The organism is Streptomyces sp. NPDC037273 (assembly GCF_055603625.1).
Map to the genome: position 1 here is coordinate 283,658 of NZ_JBVJVO010000002.1, position 20,427 is coordinate 304,084.

The 20,427-nt window shown below is 73.7% G+C and carries 17 protein-coding genes; 9 read left to right on the forward strand and 8 right to left on the reverse strand.

Annotated elements, in window-relative coordinates; genetic code table 11:
• Window positions 1–2: 2 nt before the first annotated feature.
• The 4 genes from ACZ7G1_RS06470 to rsmH are packed head-to-tail and all read right to left on the reverse strand — an operon-like array spanning window position 3 to window position 5,257.
• Window positions 3–1,706, reverse strand: coding sequence for a UDP-N-acetylmuramoyl-L-alanyl-D-glutamate--2,6-diaminopimelate ligase (locus tag ACZ7G1_RS06470; RefSeq protein WP_470874507.1), 1,704 nt, complete (start codon window positions 1,704–1,706; stop codon window positions 3–5).
• A 16-nt stretch (window positions 1,707–1,722) separates the two neighbouring features.
• A complete protein-coding gene (locus ACZ7G1_RS06475; protein ID WP_470874910.1) occupies window positions 1,723–3,705 on the reverse strand; it encodes a peptidoglycan D,D-transpeptidase FtsI family protein in 1,983 nt (660 codons plus the stop codon).
• 8 nt (window positions 3,706–3,713) lie between these two features.
• Window positions 3,714–4,304, reverse strand: a complete 591-nt coding sequence (gene ftsL / locus ACZ7G1_RS06480) for a cell division protein FtsL (protein WP_470874505.1) — start codon at window positions 4,302–4,304, stop codon at window positions 3,714–3,716.
• Window positions 4,301–5,257 carry a 16S rRNA (cytosine(1402)-N(4))-methyltransferase RsmH gene (rsmH, locus tag ACZ7G1_RS06485; RefSeq protein WP_470874504.1) on the reverse strand — a complete coding sequence of 319 codons (957 nt, stop codon included), beginning with the start codon at window positions 5,255–5,257 and terminating at the stop codon, window positions 4,301–4,303. Before rsmH ends, ftsL begins: the two co-directional genes overlap by 4 nt.
• A 324-nt stretch (window positions 5,258–5,581) precedes the next feature.
• On the opposite strand from rsmH, the gene ACZ7G1_RS06490 reads away from it, so the two are divergent.
• From ACZ7G1_RS06490 to ACZ7G1_RS06505, 4 genes are all read left to right on the forward strand, one after another.
• A complete protein-coding gene (locus ACZ7G1_RS06490) occupies window positions 5,582–6,121 on the forward strand; it encodes a beta-class carbonic anhydrase (protein WP_470874502.1) in 540 nt (179 codons plus the stop codon).
• A 145-nt stretch (window positions 6,122–6,266) separates the two neighbouring features.
• Window positions 6,267–7,286, forward strand: a complete 1,020-nt coding sequence (locus ACZ7G1_RS06495; protein ID WP_470874908.1) for an AAA family ATPase — start codon at window positions 6,267–6,269, stop codon at window positions 7,284–7,286.
• On the forward strand, window positions 7,286–8,638 hold the full coding sequence (locus ACZ7G1_RS06500; RefSeq protein WP_470874501.1) for a DUF58 domain-containing protein: 1,353 nt from the start codon (window positions 7,286–7,288) through the stop codon (window positions 8,636–8,638). Before ACZ7G1_RS06495 ends, ACZ7G1_RS06500 begins: the two co-directional genes overlap by 1 nt.
• Entirely contained in the window at window positions 8,635–11,040 is a 2,406-nt protein-coding gene (locus ACZ7G1_RS06505; RefSeq protein ID WP_470874499.1) for a transglutaminase TgpA family protein, read from the forward strand. The genes ACZ7G1_RS06500 and ACZ7G1_RS06505 overlap by 4 nt, the downstream gene beginning before the upstream one ends.
• A 179-nt stretch (window positions 11,041–11,219) precedes the next feature.
• Here ACZ7G1_RS06505 and ACZ7G1_RS06510 read toward each other — a convergent pair whose 3' ends face one another.
• The 3 genes from ACZ7G1_RS06510 to ACZ7G1_RS06520 all read right to left on the reverse strand — a co-directional run bounded on the left by ACZ7G1_RS06510 (window position 11,220) and on the right by ACZ7G1_RS06520 (window position 13,283).
• Complete coding sequence (locus ACZ7G1_RS06510; protein WP_470874497.1) at window positions 11,220–11,624, reverse strand: DUF3040 domain-containing protein; 405 nt, start codon at window positions 11,622–11,624, stop codon at window positions 11,220–11,222.
• Between the two features lie 272 nt (window positions 11,625–11,896).
• Window positions 11,897–12,685: a methyltransferase gene (locus tag ACZ7G1_RS06515; RefSeq protein ID WP_470874495.1), complete on the reverse strand. Its 789-nt coding sequence runs from the start codon at window positions 12,683–12,685 to the stop codon at window positions 11,897–11,899.
• A gap of 67 nt (window positions 12,686–12,752) precedes the next feature.
• The gene (locus tag ACZ7G1_RS06520) at window positions 12,753–13,283 is read right to left on the reverse strand and encodes an SAV_6107 family HEPN domain-containing protein (RefSeq protein WP_470874493.1); all 531 of its coding nucleotides are present in this window, start codon (window positions 13,281–13,283) and stop codon (window positions 12,753–12,755) included.
• Between the two features lie 162 nt (window positions 13,284–13,445).
• On the opposite strand from ACZ7G1_RS06520, the gene ACZ7G1_RS06525 reads away from it, so the two are divergent.
• The 5 genes from ACZ7G1_RS06525 to ACZ7G1_RS06545 all read left to right on the forward strand — a co-directional run bounded on the left by ACZ7G1_RS06525 (window position 13,446) and on the right by ACZ7G1_RS06545 (window position 19,485).
• Window positions 13,446–14,306 carry an ATP-binding cassette domain-containing protein gene (locus ACZ7G1_RS06525; protein ID WP_470874492.1) on the forward strand — a complete coding sequence of 287 codons (861 nt, stop codon included), beginning with the start codon at window positions 13,446–13,448 and terminating at the stop codon, window positions 14,304–14,306.
• On the forward strand, window positions 14,278–16,365 hold the full coding sequence (locus tag ACZ7G1_RS06530; RefSeq protein WP_470874490.1) for a YhgE/Pip family protein: 2,088 nt from the start codon (window positions 14,278–14,280) through the stop codon (window positions 16,363–16,365). Before ACZ7G1_RS06525 ends, ACZ7G1_RS06530 begins: the two co-directional genes overlap by 29 nt.
• 43 nt (window positions 16,366–16,408) lie before the next feature.
• A complete protein-coding gene (locus ACZ7G1_RS06535) occupies window positions 16,409–17,017 on the forward strand; it encodes a TetR/AcrR family transcriptional regulator (RefSeq protein WP_470874488.1) in 609 nt (202 codons plus the stop codon).
• A gap of 305 nt (window positions 17,018–17,322) precedes the next feature.
• Window positions 17,323–17,973, forward strand: coding sequence for a DUF4126 domain-containing protein (locus ACZ7G1_RS06540; protein WP_470874486.1), 651 nt, complete (start codon window positions 17,323–17,325; stop codon window positions 17,971–17,973).
• A 78-nt stretch (window positions 17,974–18,051) separates the two neighbouring features.
• A complete protein-coding gene (locus tag ACZ7G1_RS06545) occupies window positions 18,052–19,485 on the forward strand; it encodes a phytoene desaturase family protein (RefSeq protein ID WP_470874484.1) in 1,434 nt (477 codons plus the stop codon).
• A 25-nt stretch (window positions 19,486–19,510) separates the two neighbouring features.
• Here the strand turns inward: ACZ7G1_RS06545 and ACZ7G1_RS06550 are convergent, their stop codons facing one another.
• On the reverse strand, window positions 19,511–20,386 hold the full coding sequence (locus ACZ7G1_RS06550) for a hypothetical protein (RefSeq protein WP_470874482.1): 876 nt from the start codon (window positions 20,384–20,386) through the stop codon (window positions 19,511–19,513).
• Between the last annotated feature and the right edge of the window lie 41 nt (window positions 20,387–20,427).

The window sequence follows — 20,427 nt, forward strand, 5'->3', positions numbered from 1 at the left end:
CTTCATCCCTGACTGTTCTGGTGACTGTTCGCGGAGCTGGCTTCGGCGCCTTCGGCCGCCGGGGCGGTCCGGGCGTGCTGTTCGAGGATGGCCGCGCGCAGGACCTCGCGGTCGTCGAAGGGGCGGACCACGCCGGCGGTCTCCTGGCCCTGCTCGTGGCCCTTGCCGGCGACGAGGACGGTGTCGCCCGGCCGTGCGCGGGCGACGGCCGCGGCGATGGCGGCGGCCCGGTCCGCGAGGACGAGCACCTCGCCGCGGTCCTCGGCGGGGACCTCGGCGGCGCCCGTGAGCATGGCGGTGAGGATCCGGAGCGGGTCCTCGGAGCGCGGGTTGTCGGAGGTCAGGACGGCCGTGTCGGCGAGCCGGGCCGCGGCGGCGCCCATCGGGCCGCGCTTGGTGGTGTCCCGGTCGCCGCCGCAGCCGATGACCACGTGCAGCTTGCCCTCGGTGACCTCGCGCAGGGAGCGCAGCACGGATTCGACGGCGTCCGTCTTGTGCGCGTAGTCGACGACGGCGAGGTACGGCTGGCCCGCCTCGACCCGCTCCAGCCGGCCGGGGACGCCGGGGACGGCGGCGATGCCGTCGGCGGCGGCCTTCGGGTCGAGGCCCGCGGCGGCGAGGGTGACGATCGCGGCGAGGGTGTTGGCGACGTTGAACGGGCCGGGCAGCGGCGCGGTGGCGGCGATCCGCTCGCCGTCCGGGCCGACGGCGGTGAACGTCGAGTCGTGGGAGCCGAGGACGAGGTCCTCGGCGCGCCAGTCGGCGTCGGCGCGGCCTTCGGCGGAGAAGGTGACGACCGGGACGGTGGCCTCCTTGGCGAGCCGGCGGCCGTACTCGTCGTCGGCGTTGACCACGCCGAGGCGGCTGCGCTCGGGCGTGAAGAGCCCGGCCTTGGCCCGGAAGTAGTCCTCCATGTCGGAGTGGAACTCCATGTGCTCCGGGCTGAGGTTGTTGAAGACGGCGACGTCGAAGACGCAGCCGTCGACCCGGCCGAGCACAAGGGCGTGGCTGGAGACCTCCATGGCGACGGCCTCGACGCCCCGCTCGCGCATGACGGCGAAGAGCGCCTGGAGGTCGGTGGCCTCGGGGGTGGTCCGCTCGGACTTGATGCGCTCGTCGCCGATCCGCATCTCGACGGTGCCGACGAGGCCGGTCTTCCGTCCGGAGCCCCGCAGGCCGCCCTCGACGAGGTAGGCGGTGGTGGTCTTGCCGGAGGTGCCGGTGATGCCGATCTGGAGGAGGCCGGCGCCGGGGCGCCCGTAGATCTCGGCGGCGAGTTCGCCCATCCGGCCGCGCGGGTCCTCGACGACCAGGACCGGGAGGCCGGTCGCGGCGGCGCGGTCGGCGCCCGCCGGGTCGGTGAGGATCGCGGCGGCGCCGAGGCCGGCGGCCTGGGCGACGAAGTCGGCCCCGTGCGCGCGGGCGCCGGGCAGGGCCGCGTACACGTCGCCGGGGCGGACCGCCCGCGAGTCGTGGGTGATGCCCGAGATCTCGGCGGCACGGGGGGCGTCGACCCCGAGCTGTGCGGCCAGGTCGCCCAGGGGTGTCGGGCGGGCCTGCTCCGGCCGGGGCGGGGCGGTTCGGTACTGATCAGCGTGTGGCACGGCGGTGAGCGTACCGGGCGCACCCTGCGCGGGGCCAAAAGAGCCCGGGGCCTCGCCGGAGTTCGATTTCCGGTTCCCGGAGTGGGGGGTGATCGTTGTCACTGGTGCTCCCGGAGGGTCACGGGGTGGGGACGAAGTCGACCGGCAGGCGGGCGGGCGCGGTGCCGGTGGGGGCGACGTGGAGGGTCTTGAGGGCGAACTCCATGACCTTCTTGTAGATGGGTCCGCAGATCTGGCCGCCGAAGTAGCTGCCCTTGGTGGGGTTCTGGATCGCGCAGTAGACGGTGATCTGCGGGTCGTCGGCGGGGGCGAAGCCGGCGAAGGACGCGGTGTAGCCCTTGTAGCGGCCGAGTTCGGGGTCGACGCGGTTGGCGGTGCCGGTCTTGCCCGCGACGCGGTAGCCGGGGATGGCGGCCTTGGTGCCGGTGCCCTCGCGGTCCTTGACGACCGACTCCAGCATCCGCGCCAGGGTCTTCGCGGTCTGTTCGCTGACGACCCTGGACTCCTTGGGGGTGGGCGCGGGGGCGAAGCGCCCGTCGGGGCCCTTGGTGCCGCGTACCAGGGTCGGCTCGATGCGTACGCCCTTGTTGGCGATGGTCGAGTACACGGAGGCGGCCTGCATGGCGTTGACCGAGAGGCCCTGGCCGAAGGGGATCGTGTACTGCTGCGAGGTGGACCAGTCCTCGGGCTTGGCGAGGATGCCCGCCGTCTCGCCCGGGTAGTCGAGGCCGGTGGGGCTGCCGATGCCGAACTTGCGCAGGTAGGAGTAGAGGACCCGGTTGGACTCGGGCTGGGTGTCGCCGAGCCGGCCGGTGGCGAGGATGGTGCCGATGTTGCTGGACTTGGCGAGGACGCCGTTGAGCGTCAGGTACCAGGTCTTGTGGTCGACGTCGTCCTGGAAGAGCCGGTCGCCGCGGTGGAGCCGGTTGGGGACCGTGACGTGGGTGTCGGGGGCCGCCTTGCCCTCCTCCAGGACGGCGGCCATGGACATGACCTTGCTGGTGGAGCCGGGCTCGTAGGCGTCCTGGAGGGCGGCGTTGCCCATGGAGGCGGCGTTGGCGGCGGAGAGGTCGTTGGGGTCGAAGCCGGGGGCGTTGGCCATGGCGAGGACCTCGCCGGTCTTCGTGTTCTGCACGACGACGTAGCCGCGGTCGGCCTTGGACTTCCTCACCTGGTCGGTGATGGCCTTCTGGGCGGCCCACTGGATGTCCCGGTCGATGGTGAGCTCGATGTCGGAGCCGGGGACGGCGGGGGTGCCCTGGGAGCCCGCGGTCGGCACCTGCCGGCCACCGGACTGGGTGAAGCGGATCGTGCCGTCCTTGCCGGCCAGCTCGGGGTCGAGCATCGACTCGACGCCGCCGGCGCCCTTGCCCTCGGCGTTGACGTACCCCAGTATCCCGGCGGCGAGCTCGCCGTTCGGGTACACGCGCTTGGTGCTGGGCTCGCTGAGGACGCCGCCGAGGAGGTTGACGCCGTTGCCGCCCGCGGAGCGCTGCGCCTTCTGCCCGTAGACCCGCTTGAGGTCCTTGATCTGGTTCCAGACCTGCGGGGTCTGCTTGCGGGCGAGCAGGGTGTAGCGGGACTTGGGGGTACGGAGCTTCTTGGCGAGCTCCGCGGGCTCCTTGCCCAGGATCGGCGCGAGGAGGGCGGCAGCCTGCTCCGGGGCGTCCGGGACCTTGGCCTCATCGGGCGTGAAGAGCTTGGGGTCGGCGGTGATGTCGTACGCGTCGACGCTGGCGGCCAGCGCGATGCCGTTGCGGTCGGTGATCTCACCGCGCTCGGCCGAGAGCGTGTACTCCTGGAAGCGATACTTGTCGGCCTTGGCCGCGTACGCGCTGGCGTCGACGGCCTGCACCTGGAGCAGCCGCACCACGAACGCGATCATCACGAGCGTCAGGCCCAGGGAGACCAGCCGCAGCCGGGGTCGCGGGCTGCCGAGCCGGATCGTGCGGGGCTGCCGGGCCTGCGGCCTGGGCGCGGGCCGCTTGGCCGCCGGGCGCGGCGCCGGCCGGGACGGCCTGGCTCCGGCGGAGGCCGGCCGGGGGCGCGCGGGCCGCGCGGGTCCGGGGACGCGGCGGCGCGGGGGCTCCTTGGGGGGCACTGGCTCGGTCACCTACCGGAGGTCGTCGGGGCGGGTTCCTGGGGGTCCTGCGCGGTCTCCTGCGCGGTGTCCTGCGCGTTTGGTCCTGGCGCGGTCCGTGCCTGGCCGGTGCCGGTGGGGCCCGGGCTGGTGGGGGCTGAGCCGGTGGGTTGTGCGCCGGTGCCGGCAGGCGGCTTCGGGGTGCCCGTGGGTACGGGCGGGGCGGTCGTGGGCTTCGGGGTGGGCGAAGGGGACGGCGCGGCTGAGGCTTCGCCGAGGACCTTGCCGTCGGGGCCGAGGAAGGCGGGGCTGCCGCCGGGGACCATGCCGAGTTCGCGGGCGCGGCGCTCCAGCGCGTCGGGGGCGGCGTAGTCGTCGACGTCCCGCTGGAGCGCCTGCTGCTCGTCGGTGAGTTCGGTGGTCCTGGTCTTGAGCTCGTTGAGCTGGAAGGAGCCCTGGTTGAGCGCCGAGTTCAGCAGCAGCAGCGAGATGAGACCGCCGCCGAGGAGGACGACGACGAGCAGGACGAAGGGGGTGCGGGCGGCCGAGCTGGGCCCCGACGGCATGAGCCGGCCGAGCCGCGCGGCCCGCCCTTTGAGGGGCCCCTTCGCCGTGCTCACAGCACGTCCTCCCGGATGCGCTCGACGCCCCGGAGCCGGGCGGGGGCGGCGCGCCGGTTCTCGGCGACCTCCTCCTCGGTGGGGAGCTCGGCGCCGCGGGTGAGCAGCTTGAGGCGGGGCTGGTACTTCTCCGGGACGACGGGCAGTCCGGGCGGGGCGGTGGTCGCCGCGCCGGCCGCGAAGACGGCCTTGACGATCCGGTCCTCGAGGGACTGGTACGAGAGGACGGCGACCCGTCCGCCGACGGCGAGGGCCTTCACGGCCGCCGGGATCGCGTTCTCGACGGCTTCGAGTTCGCGGTTGACCTCGATGCGCAGGGCCTGGAAGGTCCGCTTGGCGGGGTTGCCGCCGGTGCGCTTGGCCGCCTGGGGCAGCGCGTCGCGGATGAGCTCGACGAGCCGGGCGCTGTTGGTGAAGGGCTCCTTCTCGCGCTCGCGCACGATGGCGGAGACGATCCGCTTGGCCTGCTTCTCCTCGCCGTAGGCACGGAGGATGCGGACCAGCTCGCCGGCCGGGTAGGTGTTGAGGACCTCGGCCGCGCTGATGCCGGTCGACTGGTCCATGCGCATGTCGAGCGGGGCGTCCTGGGCGTAGGCGAAGCCGCGGTCGGCCTCGTCCAGCTGCATGGAGGAGACGCCGAGGTCGAAGAGGACGCCGTCGACCTTCGGGATGCCGAGCCGGTCGAGGACCTCGGGCAGCTCGTCGTACACGGCGTGGACGAGGGTGGCCCGCTCGCCGTACGGGGCGAGTCGCTCGCCGGAGAGCCGCAGGGCCTCCTTGTCGCGGTCGAGGGCGATGAGCCGCACCTCGGGGAACCGCTTGAGCAGGGCCTCGCTGTGGCCGCCGAGGCCCAGGGTGCAGTCGACTACGACCGCGCCGGGGCGCTCCAGTGCGGGGGCCAACATGTCCAGGCACCGCTGGAGCATCACCGGGACGTGTCGGTCGTTGCTCAATGCGCCCTCTCAGAACCGGCGCGGAGGCACGTACCGCGGGAGGAGGCCGAGCCGTAGGTACCGCCGCACACACGGGGGAGAAACCGCGGAAATCGCTCGATGTCTCCGTTAACTTCGCGTCACTTTAGTCCACCGGACGCGCCGGTCAATCAACCGGCTGGCGCGTCGCACGGCGCCGGAGGGGCCGGCGGACATTCCGGGCGGCTCACTCGTTCGGGGCCATGACGGCGGGGCCTGTGGATTAGCTCACAACAAGACTCAATGGCGTTCTTTGTCCTCCCTCACAGCAGGCCCGGTCTCCTTGTGCCCATTAACGTCGGAAGCATGTCGACCTCCGCGCACCCCTCTGCCGACGCCATACGCACCGGCGGTACGGTCACCGACCGTCTCGTCGAGGCCAACGGGCACTACGCCGCCGACTTCACCGACCCCGGCATGGACGCCCGCCCCGTGCTCCGCGTCGCCGTCGTCGCCTGCATGGACGCCCGTCTCGACCTGCACGCGGCCCTCGGCCTCCAGCTCGGCGACTGCCACACGATCCGCAACGCGGGCGGTGTGGTCACCGACGACGTGATCCGGTCCCTCACCATCAGCCAGCGCGCCCTGGGCACCCGCAGCGTGATGCTGGTGCACCACACGAACTGCGGTCTCGAATCGCTCACCGAGGACTTCCGGCACGAGCTGGAGGACGAGGTCGGCCAGCGCCCGGCCTGGGCGGTCGAGGCCTTCCGCGATGTCGACCAGGACGTCCGCCAGTCCATGCAGCGGGTCAGGACCTCCCCCTTCCTGCTGCACGCGGACGACGTCCGGGGCTTCGTCTTCGATGTGACGACGGGTCTGCTGCGCGAGATCGACCCGGCGTAAACGCCCAAACCCCGGCATTTCCCTCGCACTTGTCCGCGGGCAAGTGACACGACCCGGCCAGGGCAACAACAATGCCCGGGTGGACACCCCCCGAACCATCCCGCGGGGGCAGGTGTCCGTGTTCCGGAAGGCCGAGGAGGGCCGGGTGACGACCTATGACGATCGAGCGAGCCTCGCAGATCTGACCACCACCGCGGAGCGAGTCCGCAGGTCGGTGGAGAGCGTGATCGAGGGCAAGCCCGAGGTCGTACGGCTTTCGCTGACCGTGCTGCTCGCCGAGGGACATCTCCTGATCGAGGATGTCCCCGGCGTCGGCAAGACCATGCTGGCCAAGACGCTGGCGCGGTCCATCGACTGCTCGGTGCGCCGCATCCAGTTCACCCCCGACCTGCTGCCCTCGGACGTCACGGGCGTGTCGATCTTCGACCAGCAGCGCCGGGAGTTCGAGTTCAAGCCGGGCGCGATCTTCGCCCAGATCGTCATCGGCGACGAGATCAACCGCGCCTCGCCGAAGACCCAGTCCGCGCTCCTGGAGTCCATGGAGGAGCGCCAGGTCACCGTGGACGGCCAGACCTACGAGCTGCCCAGCCCGTTCATGGTCGTGGCCACCCAGAACCCGGTCGAGATGGAGGGCACCTACCCGCTGCCCGAGGCCCAGCGCGACCGCTTCATGGCCAAGGTCTCCATCGGCTACCCCAGCGCCGACGCCGAGCTCAAGATGCTCGACGTGCACGGCTCGGTCTCCCCGCTGGACGACCTCCAGCCGGTCGCCCACGCCCACGACGTCATGAAGCTGATCGAGGCGGTCCGCGCGGTGCACGTCGCCGACGCCGTACGCCGGTACGCGGTCGACCTCGTCGCCGCCACCCGTACCCACCCCGACCTGCGGCTCGGCGCCTCGCCCCGGGCCACGCTGCACCTGCTGCGGGCCGCCAAGGCCTCCGCCGCGCTCAGCGGCCGCGAGTACGTCCTGCCGGACGACCTCCAGGCCCTCGCCGCACCCGTCCTCGCCCACCGGCTGCTGCCGACGGCGCAGGCCCAGCTGAACCGGCGCACGGCCGAGCAGGTCATCCAGGACATCCTCCAGCGCACCCCGGTCCCGGCCTCGGCGCCGCCCGCGGGACCGCTCTACGGCCAGCAGCAGCCCGGCGCCCGGCGGCTGTGATGACGACCGCTGCCGTTCCGGACGGGCAGCGGGGCGAGGACGACGACCGGGGCGGACTGCGGGCCGCCCTGGGCGGTCTCACCACCCGCGGCCGGTCCTTCCTCGCCGCCGGCGTGGCCGCCGCCGTCTGCGCGTACGTCCTCGGCCAGGCCGACCTGCTGCGCGTCGGCCTGCTGCTCGCCGCACTGCCGCTCATCTGCGTCCTCGTGCTGCACCGCACCCGCTACCGGGTCGCGGCCTCCCGCCGCCTCACCCCCCAGCGGGTGGAGGCGGGCACCGAGGCCCGGGTCCAGCTGCGCATGGAGAACGTCTCCAAGCTCCCCACCGGGCTGCTGATGCTCCAGGACAACGTGCCGTACATGCTGGGCCCCCGCCCCCGCTTCGTCCTCGACCGGGTCGAGGCCGGCGGCCGGCGCGAGGTGTCCTACCGGGTCCGCTCCGACCTGCGCGGCCGGTTCCCGCTCGGCCCGCTCCAGCTGCGGCTCAACGACCCCTTCGGGATGTGCGAGCTGACCCGCTCCTTCAGCGCCTACGACACCCTCACCGTCGTCCCGCGGACCGTGCCCCTGCCGCCGGTGAAGCTCACCGGCGAGGCCTCGGGGTACGGGGAGGGGCAGCAACGTTCCCTCGCCCTGGCCGGCGACGACGACGTCATCCCCCGCACCTACCGGCACGGCGACGACCTGCGCCGGGTGCACTGGCGCTCCACCGCCCGCTACGGCGAGCTGATGGTCCGCCGCGAGGAACAGCCGCAGCGGGCCCGCTGCACGGTGCTCCTCGACACCCGCCGGATCGCCTACCAGGGCTCGGGCCCCGACTCCGCCTTCGAATGGGCCGTCTCGGCCGCCGCCTCCACCCTGGTGCACATGCTGGCCCGCGGTTACGCGGTCCGCCTGCTCACCGACACCGGCAGCGCGGTGCCCGGAGACGGCTCCGAGGGCTTCGCCGGCTCGGCGCAGGACTCGGCCGACTCCGCCGGACTCCTGATGGACACCCTCGCGGTGGTCGACCACTCCGAGGGCGGCGGGCTCTCCCGCGCCTCCGACGTGCTGCGCGGCGGGAACGAAGGACTCCTCATCGCCTTCCTCGGCGACCTCGACGAGGAACAGGCCGCCCTCACCGCCCGGATGCGCGGGCGGAGCGGCGGCGCCGTCGCGTTCGTCCTGGACTCCGGGACCTGGCTCACCGGCGGCGCGGTCGCCGGGGCGGCCGACGACCGGGTCGGACAGCTGCGCGACGCGGGCTGGACGGCGCTGACCGTACCGGCCGGGGCCCGGTTCGCCGATCTGTGGCAGCAGGCCGCCGGAACACGCGCGGAATCCGCCGCCGACACCTACGGAGGCTGGTCATGAGCGGCCGCGCACGGCTGACGATCGCCGCCTGGGGCGCCACCCTGATGGCCTCCGGAGCGCTGCTCCCCCTGGTGAAGCCGGCGACCTGGATCTTCACCGCCGCCTTCGTCCTCGGCCTGGTCAGCGCGGCCGGCACGCTGGCCCGGCGGGTCCCGCTGGCCCGGCCGCTGACCCTGCTCGCCCAGACCGCCGTGGCCCTGCTCGCGCTCACCGTGATCTTCGCGCGGGAGCAGGCGATCCTCTGGCTGATCCCCGGCCCGCGGGCCTTCGAGCACGCCGCCGAGCTGTTCCAGGCGGGCGCCGACGACGTCGGCCGGTACGCGATCCCCGCACCCGACACCGAGGGCATCCGGCTCATGCTGGTCGGCGGTGTCGTCGCCATCGGGCTGCTGGTGGACACCCTGGCCGTCACCTTCCGCAAGGCGGCCCCGGCCGGACTGCCGCTGCTCGCCCTGTACTCGGTGGCGGCCGGCCTCTCCGGCGGCGGCGCGGGCTGGCTCTGGTTCCTGCTCGCCGCCTCCGGCTATCTGCTGCTGCTCCTCGCCGAGGGCCGCGACCGGCTCTCCCAGTGGGGCCGGATCTTCGGCGGCGCCCAGCGCTCCGGCCGGGCCGGCTCCTCCGTCGCGGGCGGCCCGGTCGTCGCCCCGGCCCGCACCGGGCGCCGGATCGGCGCCGTGGCGATGGGCATCGCGCTGGTCGTGCCGCTCGCGCTGCCCGGCCTCAGCGGCGGGCTCTTCGGCGGCGGCGCGGGCGAAGGGGGTGCGGGCGGCACCGGCAAGGGCGGCACGATCTCGGCCGTGAACCCGCTGGTCTCCCTCCAGGACAACCTGCGCCAGCCGGAGGACCGGGAGGTCCTGCGCTACCGCACCAACTCCCGCGACACCGGCGACCTGTATCTGCGGCTGGTCGCGCTCGACCAGTTCGACGGCACCTCCTGGAAGTCCTCGGTCCGCCCGATCGAGGCCGTCCCCAAGCAGCTGCCCTGGCCGCAGGGGCTCTCCCAGAGCGTCCAGATCACCGAGGTGACCAGCAACTTCGTCGCCTCCGACGCGTACGAGCAGAAGTGGCTGCCGATGCCGTACCCGGCGGGACGGGTCGACATCAGCGGACGCTGGCGGTTCGAACCGGCGGGGCGGATGCTCGTCGGCGACGACAAGCAGACCACCAAGGGCGCCCGCTACCAGGTCGCCAGCCTCGACGTGCGGCCGACGGCCGACCAGCTGGCCGCCGCCGGGCCGGCGCCCGAGCAGCTGCGCCGCGAGTACACCAAGGTGCCCGACAGCCTCCCCGCCGACGTGCGGGCGACGGCCCTGACGGTCACCAAGGGCGCGCGCAACGACTACGAGCGCGCGGTGCGGCTCCAGGACTGGTTCGCCGACAACGGCGGCTTCCGCTATGACGTCGAGGTGGAGTCCGGCACTGGTGTGCAGGCGATCTCCCGCTTCCTGAAGGACAAGCGGGGCTTCTGCGTCCACTTCTCCTTCTCGATGGCGGCGATGGCCCGCTCGCTCGGCATCCCGGCCCGGGTGGCCGTCGGCTTCACCCCCGGCACCACGCAGACCGACGGCTCGATCTCGGTCGGCATCCGGGACGCGCACGCCTGGCCCGAGCTGTACTTCGAGGGCGCGGGCTGGACCCGGTTCGAGCCGACGCCCTCGCGCGGCTCCACCCCCACCTACTCCCGGGAGACCACGCCCTCGGGCACGGCCACCGGCCCGGCTCGGCCCCAGCAGAGCGCCTCGGCCCAGCCGTCCGCCGCGCCGAGCGCCTCGGAGAGCTGCACCCCGCAGCAGCGGAGGCTCGGCGACTGCGGTCCCGACGCGGCCGCGGGCACCGCCTCCTCGGACGGTTCGGGACCGGACCCGCTGGCCGTGACGCTGATCTCGCTGGCGGTGCTCGCCGTCCTGTCCCTGCCGTTCCTCCCGCTGCTGTGGCGGACCCGGGTCCGGTCGCGACGGCTCGGTCCGGCCGGTGCCGCCGGGGCGCGCGGCCCCGGGGAGAGCGCGGCGCGCACGCTCGCGGTCTGGCAGGAGATCAACGACACGGCCTGGGACTACGGGGTCGAGCCCGACGAGTCGCGGACGCCGAGGAACACGGCGGCGAGGATCGTCCGTCTGGGTGAGCTGACCGGCGCGTCGGCGGACGCGGTGCACCGGGTGGCCGGGGCCGTGGAAGAGGTGCTGTACGCGCCTCACCCGAGCCCCGTGGCCGGTCTCGCCGAGGACGCCGGGCGGGTCCGGGCGGGCTTCCACGCCGGGGCCGACCGCAGGGCGCGGCTCCGCGCCCTGCTCGCCCCGCGCTCCGCGGTCCGTCTCCGCTGGGCGTTCTCCGACCGGTGGGCCTCGCTGAACACGGCCCTGGCCGTACGCCTCCGCTCCCTCCCGCTCCGCAGGACCACCTGAGAGCGGCGGACCCGGCCCCCGCCTCGCGGGAGGGGGCCGGGTCCACGGGGGGCATCCCGTTCCTTCTCAGCACACGACTGAGCCCAGCACATGGCTGAGCACCGCACATGACTGAGCCCCGCAGGGGTCCGCGGGGCTCGGTGGGGTGGGAAGGGGCGGGGCTACCGCTCAGGGGGCCGTCAGTGGCCGCCGCCCTGCTGTTCGTCGCGGCGGCGCTGCCACCGCTCTTCGATGCGGTTCATCATGGAGCGTCGCTGCCGGGTCTGACGGCCGGGGGCCGCCACCCCACCCCTGGCCTGCTGCTCGCCCGGCTTGGGCGCCTTGCGCCATCCGGTGACCGCCAGGACCGCGCAGCCCAGCATGACGAGGAATCCCACCACGCTGATCCAGATCTGCTGTGCGACCATTCCGGCCATGAGGAGCGCGATACCCACCAGGAAGCCGGCGACTGCTTGGTAGACCCGTCGTCGGGTGTACGTACGCAGTCCGCTTCCCTCGAGCGCTGTCGCGAACTTGGGATCTTCGGCGTACAGCGCTCGCTCCATCTGCTCGAGCATTCGCTGCTCGTGCTCCGAGAGCGGCACGGAGTCCTCCTAGTCGTCGGTCGCGGGGGCGACCGGTTTGCGGCCCTTTCAGGATAGGCAGGGAATCGCCCCCGTGAAACCCGCCCTCAATGCCGAATAGCCAATCCGGGCCGCCATGCGGATCGGTTGCTGAGGCGTTGATTCCCCAGCCCCTGGTCCGTCATGCCGGATGGTGTCCCCCGATCATACGGGGCGCGGCCCCTTACCGGGCGGGCTGTGGCGTACTCCATCGAGCGCCGCGGCCCGCACCGCCGATCGGGTGGCCGTCCTGTTCAGCCGCGCTTCTCGCCCAGGAGGTGCAGCTGGGTGGCGATGGCCTGGAAGGAGGGCAGCTCGGCCGCGGCCGCCTCCAGCTTGAGGAGGGCCTCGGCGGCACCGGGCTCGGTGTCGACGAGGGCGCCGGGGACCAGGTCGGCGAAGACCCGGACGCCGTGCACGGCGCCGACCTCGAGTCCGGCGTCGCCGGCCAGCTCGGTGAGCTGCTCGGCGGTGAAGCGCCGGGGCACGGGGTCGCCCGCGCCCCAGCGGCCCGCCGGGTCGGAGAGCGCGGTCCTGGCCTCGGTGAAGTGCCCGGCGAGGGCGCGGGCCAGGACGGCTCCGCCGAGTCCGGCGGCGAGGAGGCTGAGGCTGCCGGCGGGCCGGAGCGCGGCGACCGCGTTCCGCACGCCTTCGGCGGGGTCGTCGACGTACTCCAGGACGCCGTGGCAGAGCACCGCGTCGAAGCCCTCGCGTCCGACCACGTCGAAGAGGCCCCGGATGTCGCCCTGGACGCCGGTGACGAGGTCGGCGACCCCGGCCTCGGCGGCCCGGCGGCCGAGCGCGAAGAGCGCGTTGGGGCTGGGGTCGACGACGGTGACCCGGTGGCCGAGGCGGGCCACCGGCACCGCGAAGTTCCCGGAGCCGCCGCCCGTGTCGAGGACGTCGAGGCTGTCCTTCCCGGTGGCCGCGATCCGGCGGTCGAGGGCGTCTTTGAGGACGTCCCAGACGACGGCGGTACGCAGGGAGGCGCGCGACGGTCGGGACGACGTCTCTCGGCCGAAGACAGGGGAAGGGTCCGGCACGGCTGTTGACTCCTCGGTGACGGGTGCGAACGCTCCCCACCCTATGGCCTCGCCCCTGGCTTTCGGATCATCCTCCGGACTCGTCGCCCCCGGGCTGGCGCGGCAGCACCGGCTGGAGGACGAGGAGCCGCTCGACCAGGCGCAGGAAGAGCGCCGCGTCCCTGAGCAGGTCGTCGGCCTCGCGCCGGGTGGCGGCCGCGGCGATGCCGGCCTCGGCGCGGGCCCGGCGCGGGGCGCCCGCGGCGAAGAGGGCGCTCCACTCGGTCAGCTCGGGTGCCAGTTCGGCGAGGAGCTCCCAGGCGCTCCTTATCCGCCGGCGCCCGCGGGGCCCGGTCTCGGGTCTGGCGCGGGCGGCGAGCACCGCGGCGGCGGCACGGAGGGCGGCGAGGTGGGCGGCGGCGTACCGCTCGTGGGGGCGGTCGAGGGTGGCGGCCTCGGCGAGGCCGGCCGTGGCCTTGGCGAGGAGGTCGAGGGCGGCGGGCGGGGCGGTGGCGCGGCGCGGGACGGGGTGGATGTCGGACGCGGGTCCTGAACGAGCGGGTGCGGGACGGCCTCCGGGGCCGCGCCGGGGCGCGGCGGCTTCGGAAGGGCTGGCCATGACGAACCTCCTGTCGTCGCGTGACGGCGCTGTGGCCGTATGTGTTCATCGTGCCCGGCCCCACTGACAATCGCGTTGACCTGGGGTTTTGCCTGAAATCGAACTCAGGGGTAACTTTTGGACTGACTGGTCAGTTCAAAAAGGGGAATGGGGGGTGAGTCCGTGAGCACGGAAGCCGACGAGCAGCCGCACGGCGCCGCCGTCGTCGCGGACGGCTTCGGACTGAAGGGCCCGCGCGGCTGGGTGTTCAGCGACGTGTCCTTCCGGGCCGCACCCGGCGAGCTGGTGGCGATCGAGGGGCCGTCCGGTTCGGGCCGCACCTGTCTGCTGCTCGCGCTCACCGGGCGGATGAAGTCCCACACGGGCCACGCGGAGGTCGGCGGCCTCCCGCTGCCCAAGCGGATGGCGGCCGTGCGCCGGATCGCCGCGCTCGGCCACGTCCCCGGCGTCAGCGAGCTCGACCCCGCCTTCACGGTCGCCGAGCACCTGCGCGAGCGGGCCCTGCTCCAGCGCCGCTACGACGGCGCGGTGCGGGCCCTCCTGCGCCGTCCCGCCGAGCGGGCGGCGGCCTCCCGGGCCCGGATCGAGGAGGCCGTGGCGGCCGCGGGGCTCGACCTCGACGCCCTGCCGAAGGGCGAGCGGACCTCCGTACGGGACCTGGAGCGCCTGGAGGCCCTGCGCCTCTCGATCGCCCTGGCCCTGATGGGCCGCCCCCGGCTGCTCGCCGTCGACGACGCCGACCTGAAGCTCTCGGACGCCGACCGGGCCGAGGCCTGGGCCCTGCTGCGCTCCGTCGCCGACGCCGGCACCACCGTCCTCGCCGTCTGCAGCGAGGCCCCCGCCGACGCCCTGCGGCTGACCACCGTCGCGGACACCGCGGCGGAGCCGGCCGGCGAGGACACCACCGGCACCACCGGCGAAGGCACCGCCGAGGCCGCCGACGAAGGCACCCGCACCGACGCACCCGCGTCCACGACCGAGGAGGGGGCGGCCGATGCGCTCGCCGAAACTGGCCGCGCTTGAGCTGAAGCGCTTCGGCAGGGGGAAGCTGCCGCGCGCCGCGCTCGTCGCGATCCTGCTGCTGCCCCTGCTGTACGGCGCGCTGTACCTGTACTCGTTCTGGGACCCGTACAGCAGGCTCGACAAGATCCCCGTCGCCCTGGTGAACGAGGACAAGGGCGCCACCGCCGGCGGCAAGCCGGTCCACGCGGGCGACGACATCACCGAGGGGCTCCTGAAGAGCAACACCTTCGCGTGGCACCGGGTGAGCGACGAGGAGGCACGGGAAGGCGTCGAGAGCGGGAAGTACTACCTGTCCCTGACGATGCCCGGCGACTTCAGCTCGCGCATCGCCTCCAGCTCCGGTGACTCCCCCGAGACCGGGGCACTGCGGGTGCGGACGAACGACGCCAACAACTACATCGTCGGCCAGATCTCCCGGACGGTCTTCTCCGAGGTCCGCACCGCGGCCTCGACGAAGTCCTCGCGGAGCTTCCTCGACAAGATCTTCGTCTCCTTCTCCGACATCCACGACGCCACCGCGAAGGCGGCCAAGGGTGCCGGCGACCTCAAGCAGGGCGTGGACAAGGCGAAGAAGGGCTCCAAGGACCTGGCGGACGGGCTCACGACCGCCAAGACCGGCAGCGGTGACCTGGCCGCCGGCCTGAAGAAGCTCGACAAGGGCGCCAAGGACCTGGAGAGCGGCTCGCGCAAGGTCGCGAACGGCACGCAGACCCTCGCCGACAAGGTGAACGGCACGGCCGACCAGGTCCGCCCCTACCTGGCGAACAACGGCAAGTCGATCCGCGACACCGCCCGGCTCGTCTCCGACTCCACCGCGGCCGCCCAGAACAACCTGGCCGACCTGGTGCGGCGGGCCCCCCTGGTCCGCGCGGCCGCGCACACCGCCGACGAGGGTCTCGCCGAGTTCCACCGCGAGGCCTGCGTGGAGACCCCCGCGCCCGACGCCAAGATGTGCGAGCTGCTCAAGAAGGCCTCGGTCAGCGCCGGCGACGTGGCCACCATCGCCGACGACGTGCACGAGCTCACCAAGGACGACGCCGCCGACCTGAAGACCCTGGACGCGCGGCTGACCAAGCTCAAGAAGCAGGCCGACGAGCTGGCGGCCCGCGCCCCGCACCTGGACGAGGACGTCGAGGGCGCCATCAGGAAGATCAACGAGCTCAACGCGGGCGCCAAGAAGGTCGCGGCGGGCGCCGACCGCCTCCACACCGGCATCACCGACGCCAAGGCCGGCTCCGTCAGCCTCGACAGCGGCGTCGGCAAGCTCAAGAAGGGCGCGGGCGCCCTGGACGGCGGCCTGTTCAAGCTGGCCGACGGTTCGAACACCCTCGCCACCGGCCTGAAGGACGGCGTCGACCAGATCCCCGACTACGACCAGCAGGACCGCGACCGGCGCACCGAGGTGATGGCCGACCCGGTCAAGCTGGCCTCCCAGTCGCTGCACAAGGCGCCCAACTACGGCACCGGCTTCGCCCCGTACTTCATCCCGCTCTCCCTCTGGGTCGGCGCGATGGTCGCGTACATGATCATCCAGCCGCTGAACCGGCGCGCCCTCGCGGCCGGCGGCTCCGCCTGGCGGATCGCCCTGGCGGGCTGGCTCCCGGTCGCCGCGATCGGCGTCCTCCAGGTCGCCGCCCTGATGTCGGTCCTGCACTGGGGCCTCGGCCTCCAGATGACCAGGGCCGCCGGCACGATCGGCTTCCTCGCCCTCGTCACCTGCTGCTTCGCGGCGATCATCCAGTGGCTCAACGCCCGCTTCGGCGCGGCCGGACGCATCCTGGTCCTCGCCGTCCTGATGCTCCAGCTGACCTCGGCGGGCGGCACCTACCCCGTCCAGACGAGCCCCGGCTTCTTCAACGCCATCCACCCCTTCCTGCCGATGACCTACGTCGTCGAGGCGCTGCGCCGGCTGATCACGGGCGGCGGGATCGGCCCGGTCTGGCAGGCCTGCGCGGTCCTGACCGCGTTCACCCTGGGCGCCCTGGCGCTGACCGCCGTCTCCGCCCGCAAGCGGCAGGTCTGGACGCTCGACCGTCTCCACCCCGAACTGACCCTGTGAGACGGGGCCGGTGACACCCGCGACACCTGTGAGAATCGACCCCATGGACAGCAGCAGCACCCGACGCCAGGCCACGCGCGCGAAGCTCTACGAGGCGGCCGTCACCCTCATCGCGGAGCAGGGCTTCTCCGCGACGACGGTGGACGAGATCGCCGAGCGGGCGGGCGTGGCCAAGGGCACGGTCTACTACAACTTCAAGAGCAAGACCGAGCTCTTCGAGGAGTTGCTGCGCCACGGGGTGTCGCTGCTCACCGCCTCCCTGCGCACGGCGGCCGAGGAGACCGCCGCGCGCGGCGGGAGCCGCATCGACGCCCTCGACGCGATGATCCGCGCCGGCCTCGTCTTCATCGACCGCTACCCGGCCTTCACCCAGCTGTACGTGGCCGAGCTCTGGCGCACCAACCGGGCCTGGAACTCGACCCTCCTGGTGGTCCGCCAGGAAGCCGTCGCGGTGGTCGAGGGAGTGCTGCGGGAGGGCGTCGCGGCGGGCGAGCTGAGCGACGAGATCGACGTCCAGCTCACGGCGGCCGCGCTGGTCGGGATGGTCCTGGTGGCCGCGCTCGACTGGCAGGCCTTCCAGAGCGAGCGTTCGCTCGACGACGTCCACGCCGCCCTCTCCCGGCTGCTGCACGGCCGCGTCGGCGGCCGCTGACGACGCCGTACGGAGGCGGAAGCGCCCACGTACGGAGCCGAGGCCGTCCGACACGCCGAGGCACCGAACACGAAAACGCCGGTGCGGCGAAGCTCGATCCCCCCGAGCCTCGCCGCACCGGCTTTTCCGCACCCCCCGGTGCCGGCAGGTGCGCGGCCCCGTTCCGCAGCCCCGTGCCGGCGGTACCGGAGCCGCGCCCCTTCCGTGGACTCCACTCTTCCGTCCGGGGCCGCCGGGGCCCATCCGCACACCTACTCATCTCGCTCCCTAGGTACGGATACTCAGACCTGGTTACGATCGCGGGCGTGTCCGTACTCCCCCTCGTGTTCACCAGCGGCTGGGCGAGCGGGATCAACGCGTACGCGGTGGTCCTGCTGTTCGGCGTCTTCGGCGCGACCGGTCTGACCGACGAGGTGCCCGAGTCCCTCCAGCGCACCGACGTCCTCGTCGTCGCGGGCGTGCTGTTCCTGTGCGAGGCGGTGGCGGACAAGATCCCGTACGTCGACTCGATATGGGACTCCGTCCACACCGTGATCCGGCCGATCGCGGGGGCCGTCGTCGGCGCCCTGCTCGCCGGGCAGAACGGTTCGCTGCCCGAGCTCGCGGCGGGCGCGGTCGGCGGCTCGACGGCGCTCCTGAGCCATCTCGTCAAGGCCGGGACGAGGATGGCCGTCAACACCTCGCCCGAGCCGTTCTCCAACGTCGCGCTGAGCCTGGCGGAGGACCTCGGGGTGGCGGGAATCGTCACCTTCGCGATCTTCCATCCGGTGGCGGCGGCGGTCATCGCGGCCGTCCTGCTCGTGCTCGGCCTGGCGATACTGGCCTTCCTGGCCCAGCGGATCCGGCGCTTCCTGCGCCGCAGGTCCCAGCGCCGCGAGGAGAAGCGACTCGCCGCCCTCCAGACCGGCCCGGGGGCCCATCCACCGCCAGGCGACGACGGCCCGGGCCCCTTCTGACCCCGTCCCGACCGGGCGCCGACGCCACCGGCCACCGGGCCTCCGCCGCTGTCCGAGCCGCCGGATAGGCTCGCCGGCATGGCACGGATTGTGGTGATCGGCGCGGGACTCGGCGCCATGGCGGCGGCGGCCCGACTGGCCGTGGCGGGCCACCGGGTGACGGTCTACGAGCGGGGGGCGACGTACGGCGGCGCGGTCGGCCGGTTCGAGCGCGACGGCTTCGCCTTCGACACGGGCCCGGGGCTGCTGCATCTGCCCGCCGTCTACCGGGACCTGTTCGTGAAGACGGGCAAGGAGCCCCTGGAGGAGTCCGTCACCCTGACGCAGGTCGATCCGGCGAGCCGTCACGTCTTCGCCGACGGCACCCGCGTCGACCTGCCGAACGCCTCCCGGGCCGGCACCGTCGCCGCCCTGGACGCGGCGCTCGGCGCGGGCGCGGGCGAGCGGTGGGGCGACTTCCTGGTGCGGGCCCGCGAGGCCTGGGACCGGACCCGGCGCCCGCTCCTCGAAGAGCCGCAGCCCGCCGATCCCGCGCCACTGGCCCGCGAGCCGTATCCGGCGCTCAAGGCGGGCCTGCTGCGCCGCCCGACGACGACGCTCGCCCAGGTCGGGGCGCGCGAACTGGGCGACCCCCGGCTGGCCGCGCTCCTGGACGCGTACGCCTGGTCGTACGGCTTCGACCCGGCGACCGCCCCGGCCTCGGCCGTCGTCCTGCCGTACATGGAGCAGACCTTCGGCAGCTGGTACGTGGCGGGCGGCCTGCGGGCGCTCGCCGACGCGGTGCACGAGCGCTGCCGGAAGCGGAAGGTCGAGTTCGTCTTCGACACTCCGGTCGAGGACGTCCTGGAGGAGCGGGGCCGCGCGGTCGGCGTCCGGCTGGCCGGCGGCGAGCGGGTCGAGGCCGACCACGTCGTCTCCGGGGCTCCGGTCCCCGCGCTCTACCGCGACCACGTCGTCGGCCGGGAGCGCCAGGACGACCGGCCGCGCCACCAGACGGTCGGCACGGGCCGGGTGACGGTCTGTCTGGCCCTGCGCGGGGCCCGCGAGCCGGACGCGGTCCACCGGACCGTCGTGCACGCGGAGGGCGGGCGCCCGACCGTGACCGTGCTGCGGCCGGACGACCCGGCCCTGAGCCCGCACGGCGCCCACGAGTCGGTGACGGTCACGGCGACCGTGCGGACCTCCGCCGGGCAGGACTGGGAGCCCTTCGCCGACCGGATGGTCGAGGCGGCCGGCCGGGCAATCCCGGGGCTCGCGGAGCGGCTGCTGTGGCGGCACGTGCGCACCCCGGAGGACGTACGGCGGGACACCGGGTCCGCCGAGGTGCCGGGTCCGGCACTCGCCGGGGCCCGCGGGGAGCTCCTGCCGGCCGCCAACCGCTCGCCGCTGCCGGGGCTCTGGTTCGCGGGCGGCTGGTCCCACCCGGGCGGCGGGCTCGCCCACGCGGGCATGTCGGGCGCCCTGGTCGCGGGCCTGATCGTGGAGGGCGACGGCTTCCGCGGCTCCCAGTGAGGAGCCGCGGGGCGCCTTCGGGCCCTCAGTACCGGTACTGCTGCTGGTCGTCCGGGTGCTGCTCGTAGCCGTACGGGGCCTGCGGCTGCTGGTGCGGGTCCGGCTCGGTGTCGCGCTGCTGCGGGACCCAGACCCCGCCGGGCGGGGTGTCGTAGGTGTACGAGGGGGCGTACGGGTCGGTGTAGTACGGGGTGTACTGCTGGCCCTCGGTGCCGGGGCCGATGTACGGGTCGGAGTAGGTGGCGTACTGCTGCTGCCCGGCGGCGCCGTAGTCGTAGGCCGGCTGCTGCCCGTAGCCGGGCTGCTCGTATCCGGACGGGTCGTGCGCGGGCTGCTCGTATCCGGGCGCGTAGGGGTCATACCCGGTGTTGTAGCCGCTCGCGGCGCCCTGGCCGCCGTCGTAGATCCCGTACTGGCCGGTGTCCTCGGGCATCGGCTCGGGCTCGTACACCGAGGTGGTCTCGGCGGCGGCCTGGTGGCGCGCGGAGTCGTCGGCCGGGTCGGCCGCGCCGTACCCGGCGGCCTCGTCGTACCCGGCGGCCTCGTCGTACCCGGCGGCCTCGTCGTCGTAGGAGAGCTCGGTGACCTCAAGGGTGGGACCGGCCTGGGCCGGGGCCCCGGACCTGCGGCGGCGGCTCGCGCCCGGGTTCCCGCCGATCGCCCAGCCGGTGGAGAAGCCGCGGCGGAAGGAGAGCGTCACATAGGTCTGGCCGACGGCGAAGGCCACGGCCCCGGCGACGATGACCGCGACCGAGGGCAGCAGCACGCCGAGGACCACGCCGAGGAAGCCGCAGAAGGCGAGAACCCGCCAGCGCAGCCGCGCCTTGTACTGGAGGAGCACCTCCCCCAGCAGCCACAGTGCGACCACGCCGAACGCGATGTAGAGGACCGTCCACCCCATGCCCCGCCGCCCCTCTCCGCGGTCACCGCCGCGGGTCGGGG

What these genes read in the sequence shown, in the direction of transcription:
- ACZ7G1_RS06530 (WP_470874490.1), top strand. Translation starts at nt 14,278, where the DNA reads ATGCGCTCGCCGAAACTGGCCGCGCTTGAGCTGAAGCGCTTCGGCAGG.
- ACZ7G1_RS06505 (WP_470874499.1), top strand. Translation starts at nt 8,635, where the DNA reads ATGAGCGGCCGCGCACGGCTGACGATCGCCGCCTGGGGCGCCACCCTG.
- ACZ7G1_RS06520 (WP_470874493.1), bottom strand. Translation starts at nt 13,283, where the DNA reads ATGGCCAGCCCTTCCGAAGCCGCCGCGCCCCGGCGCGGCCCCGGAGGC.
- ACZ7G1_RS06535 (WP_470874488.1), top strand. Translation starts at nt 16,409, where the DNA reads ATGGACAGCAGCAGCACCCGACGCCAGGCCACGCGCGCGAAGCTCTAC.
- ACZ7G1_RS06500 (WP_470874501.1), top strand. Translation starts at nt 7,286, where the DNA reads ATGACGACCGCTGCCGTTCCGGACGGGCAGCGGGGCGAGGACGACGAC.
- ACZ7G1_RS06490 (WP_470874502.1), top strand. Translation starts at nt 5,582, where the DNA reads ATGTCGACCTCCGCGCACCCCTCTGCCGACGCCATACGCACCGGCGGT.
- ACZ7G1_RS06550 (WP_470874482.1), bottom strand. Translation starts at nt 20,386, where the DNA reads ATGGGGTGGACGGTCCTCTACATCGCGTTCGGCGTGGTCGCACTGTGG.
- ACZ7G1_RS06545 (WP_470874484.1), top strand. Translation starts at nt 18,052, where the DNA reads ATGGCACGGATTGTGGTGATCGGCGCGGGACTCGGCGCCATGGCGGCG.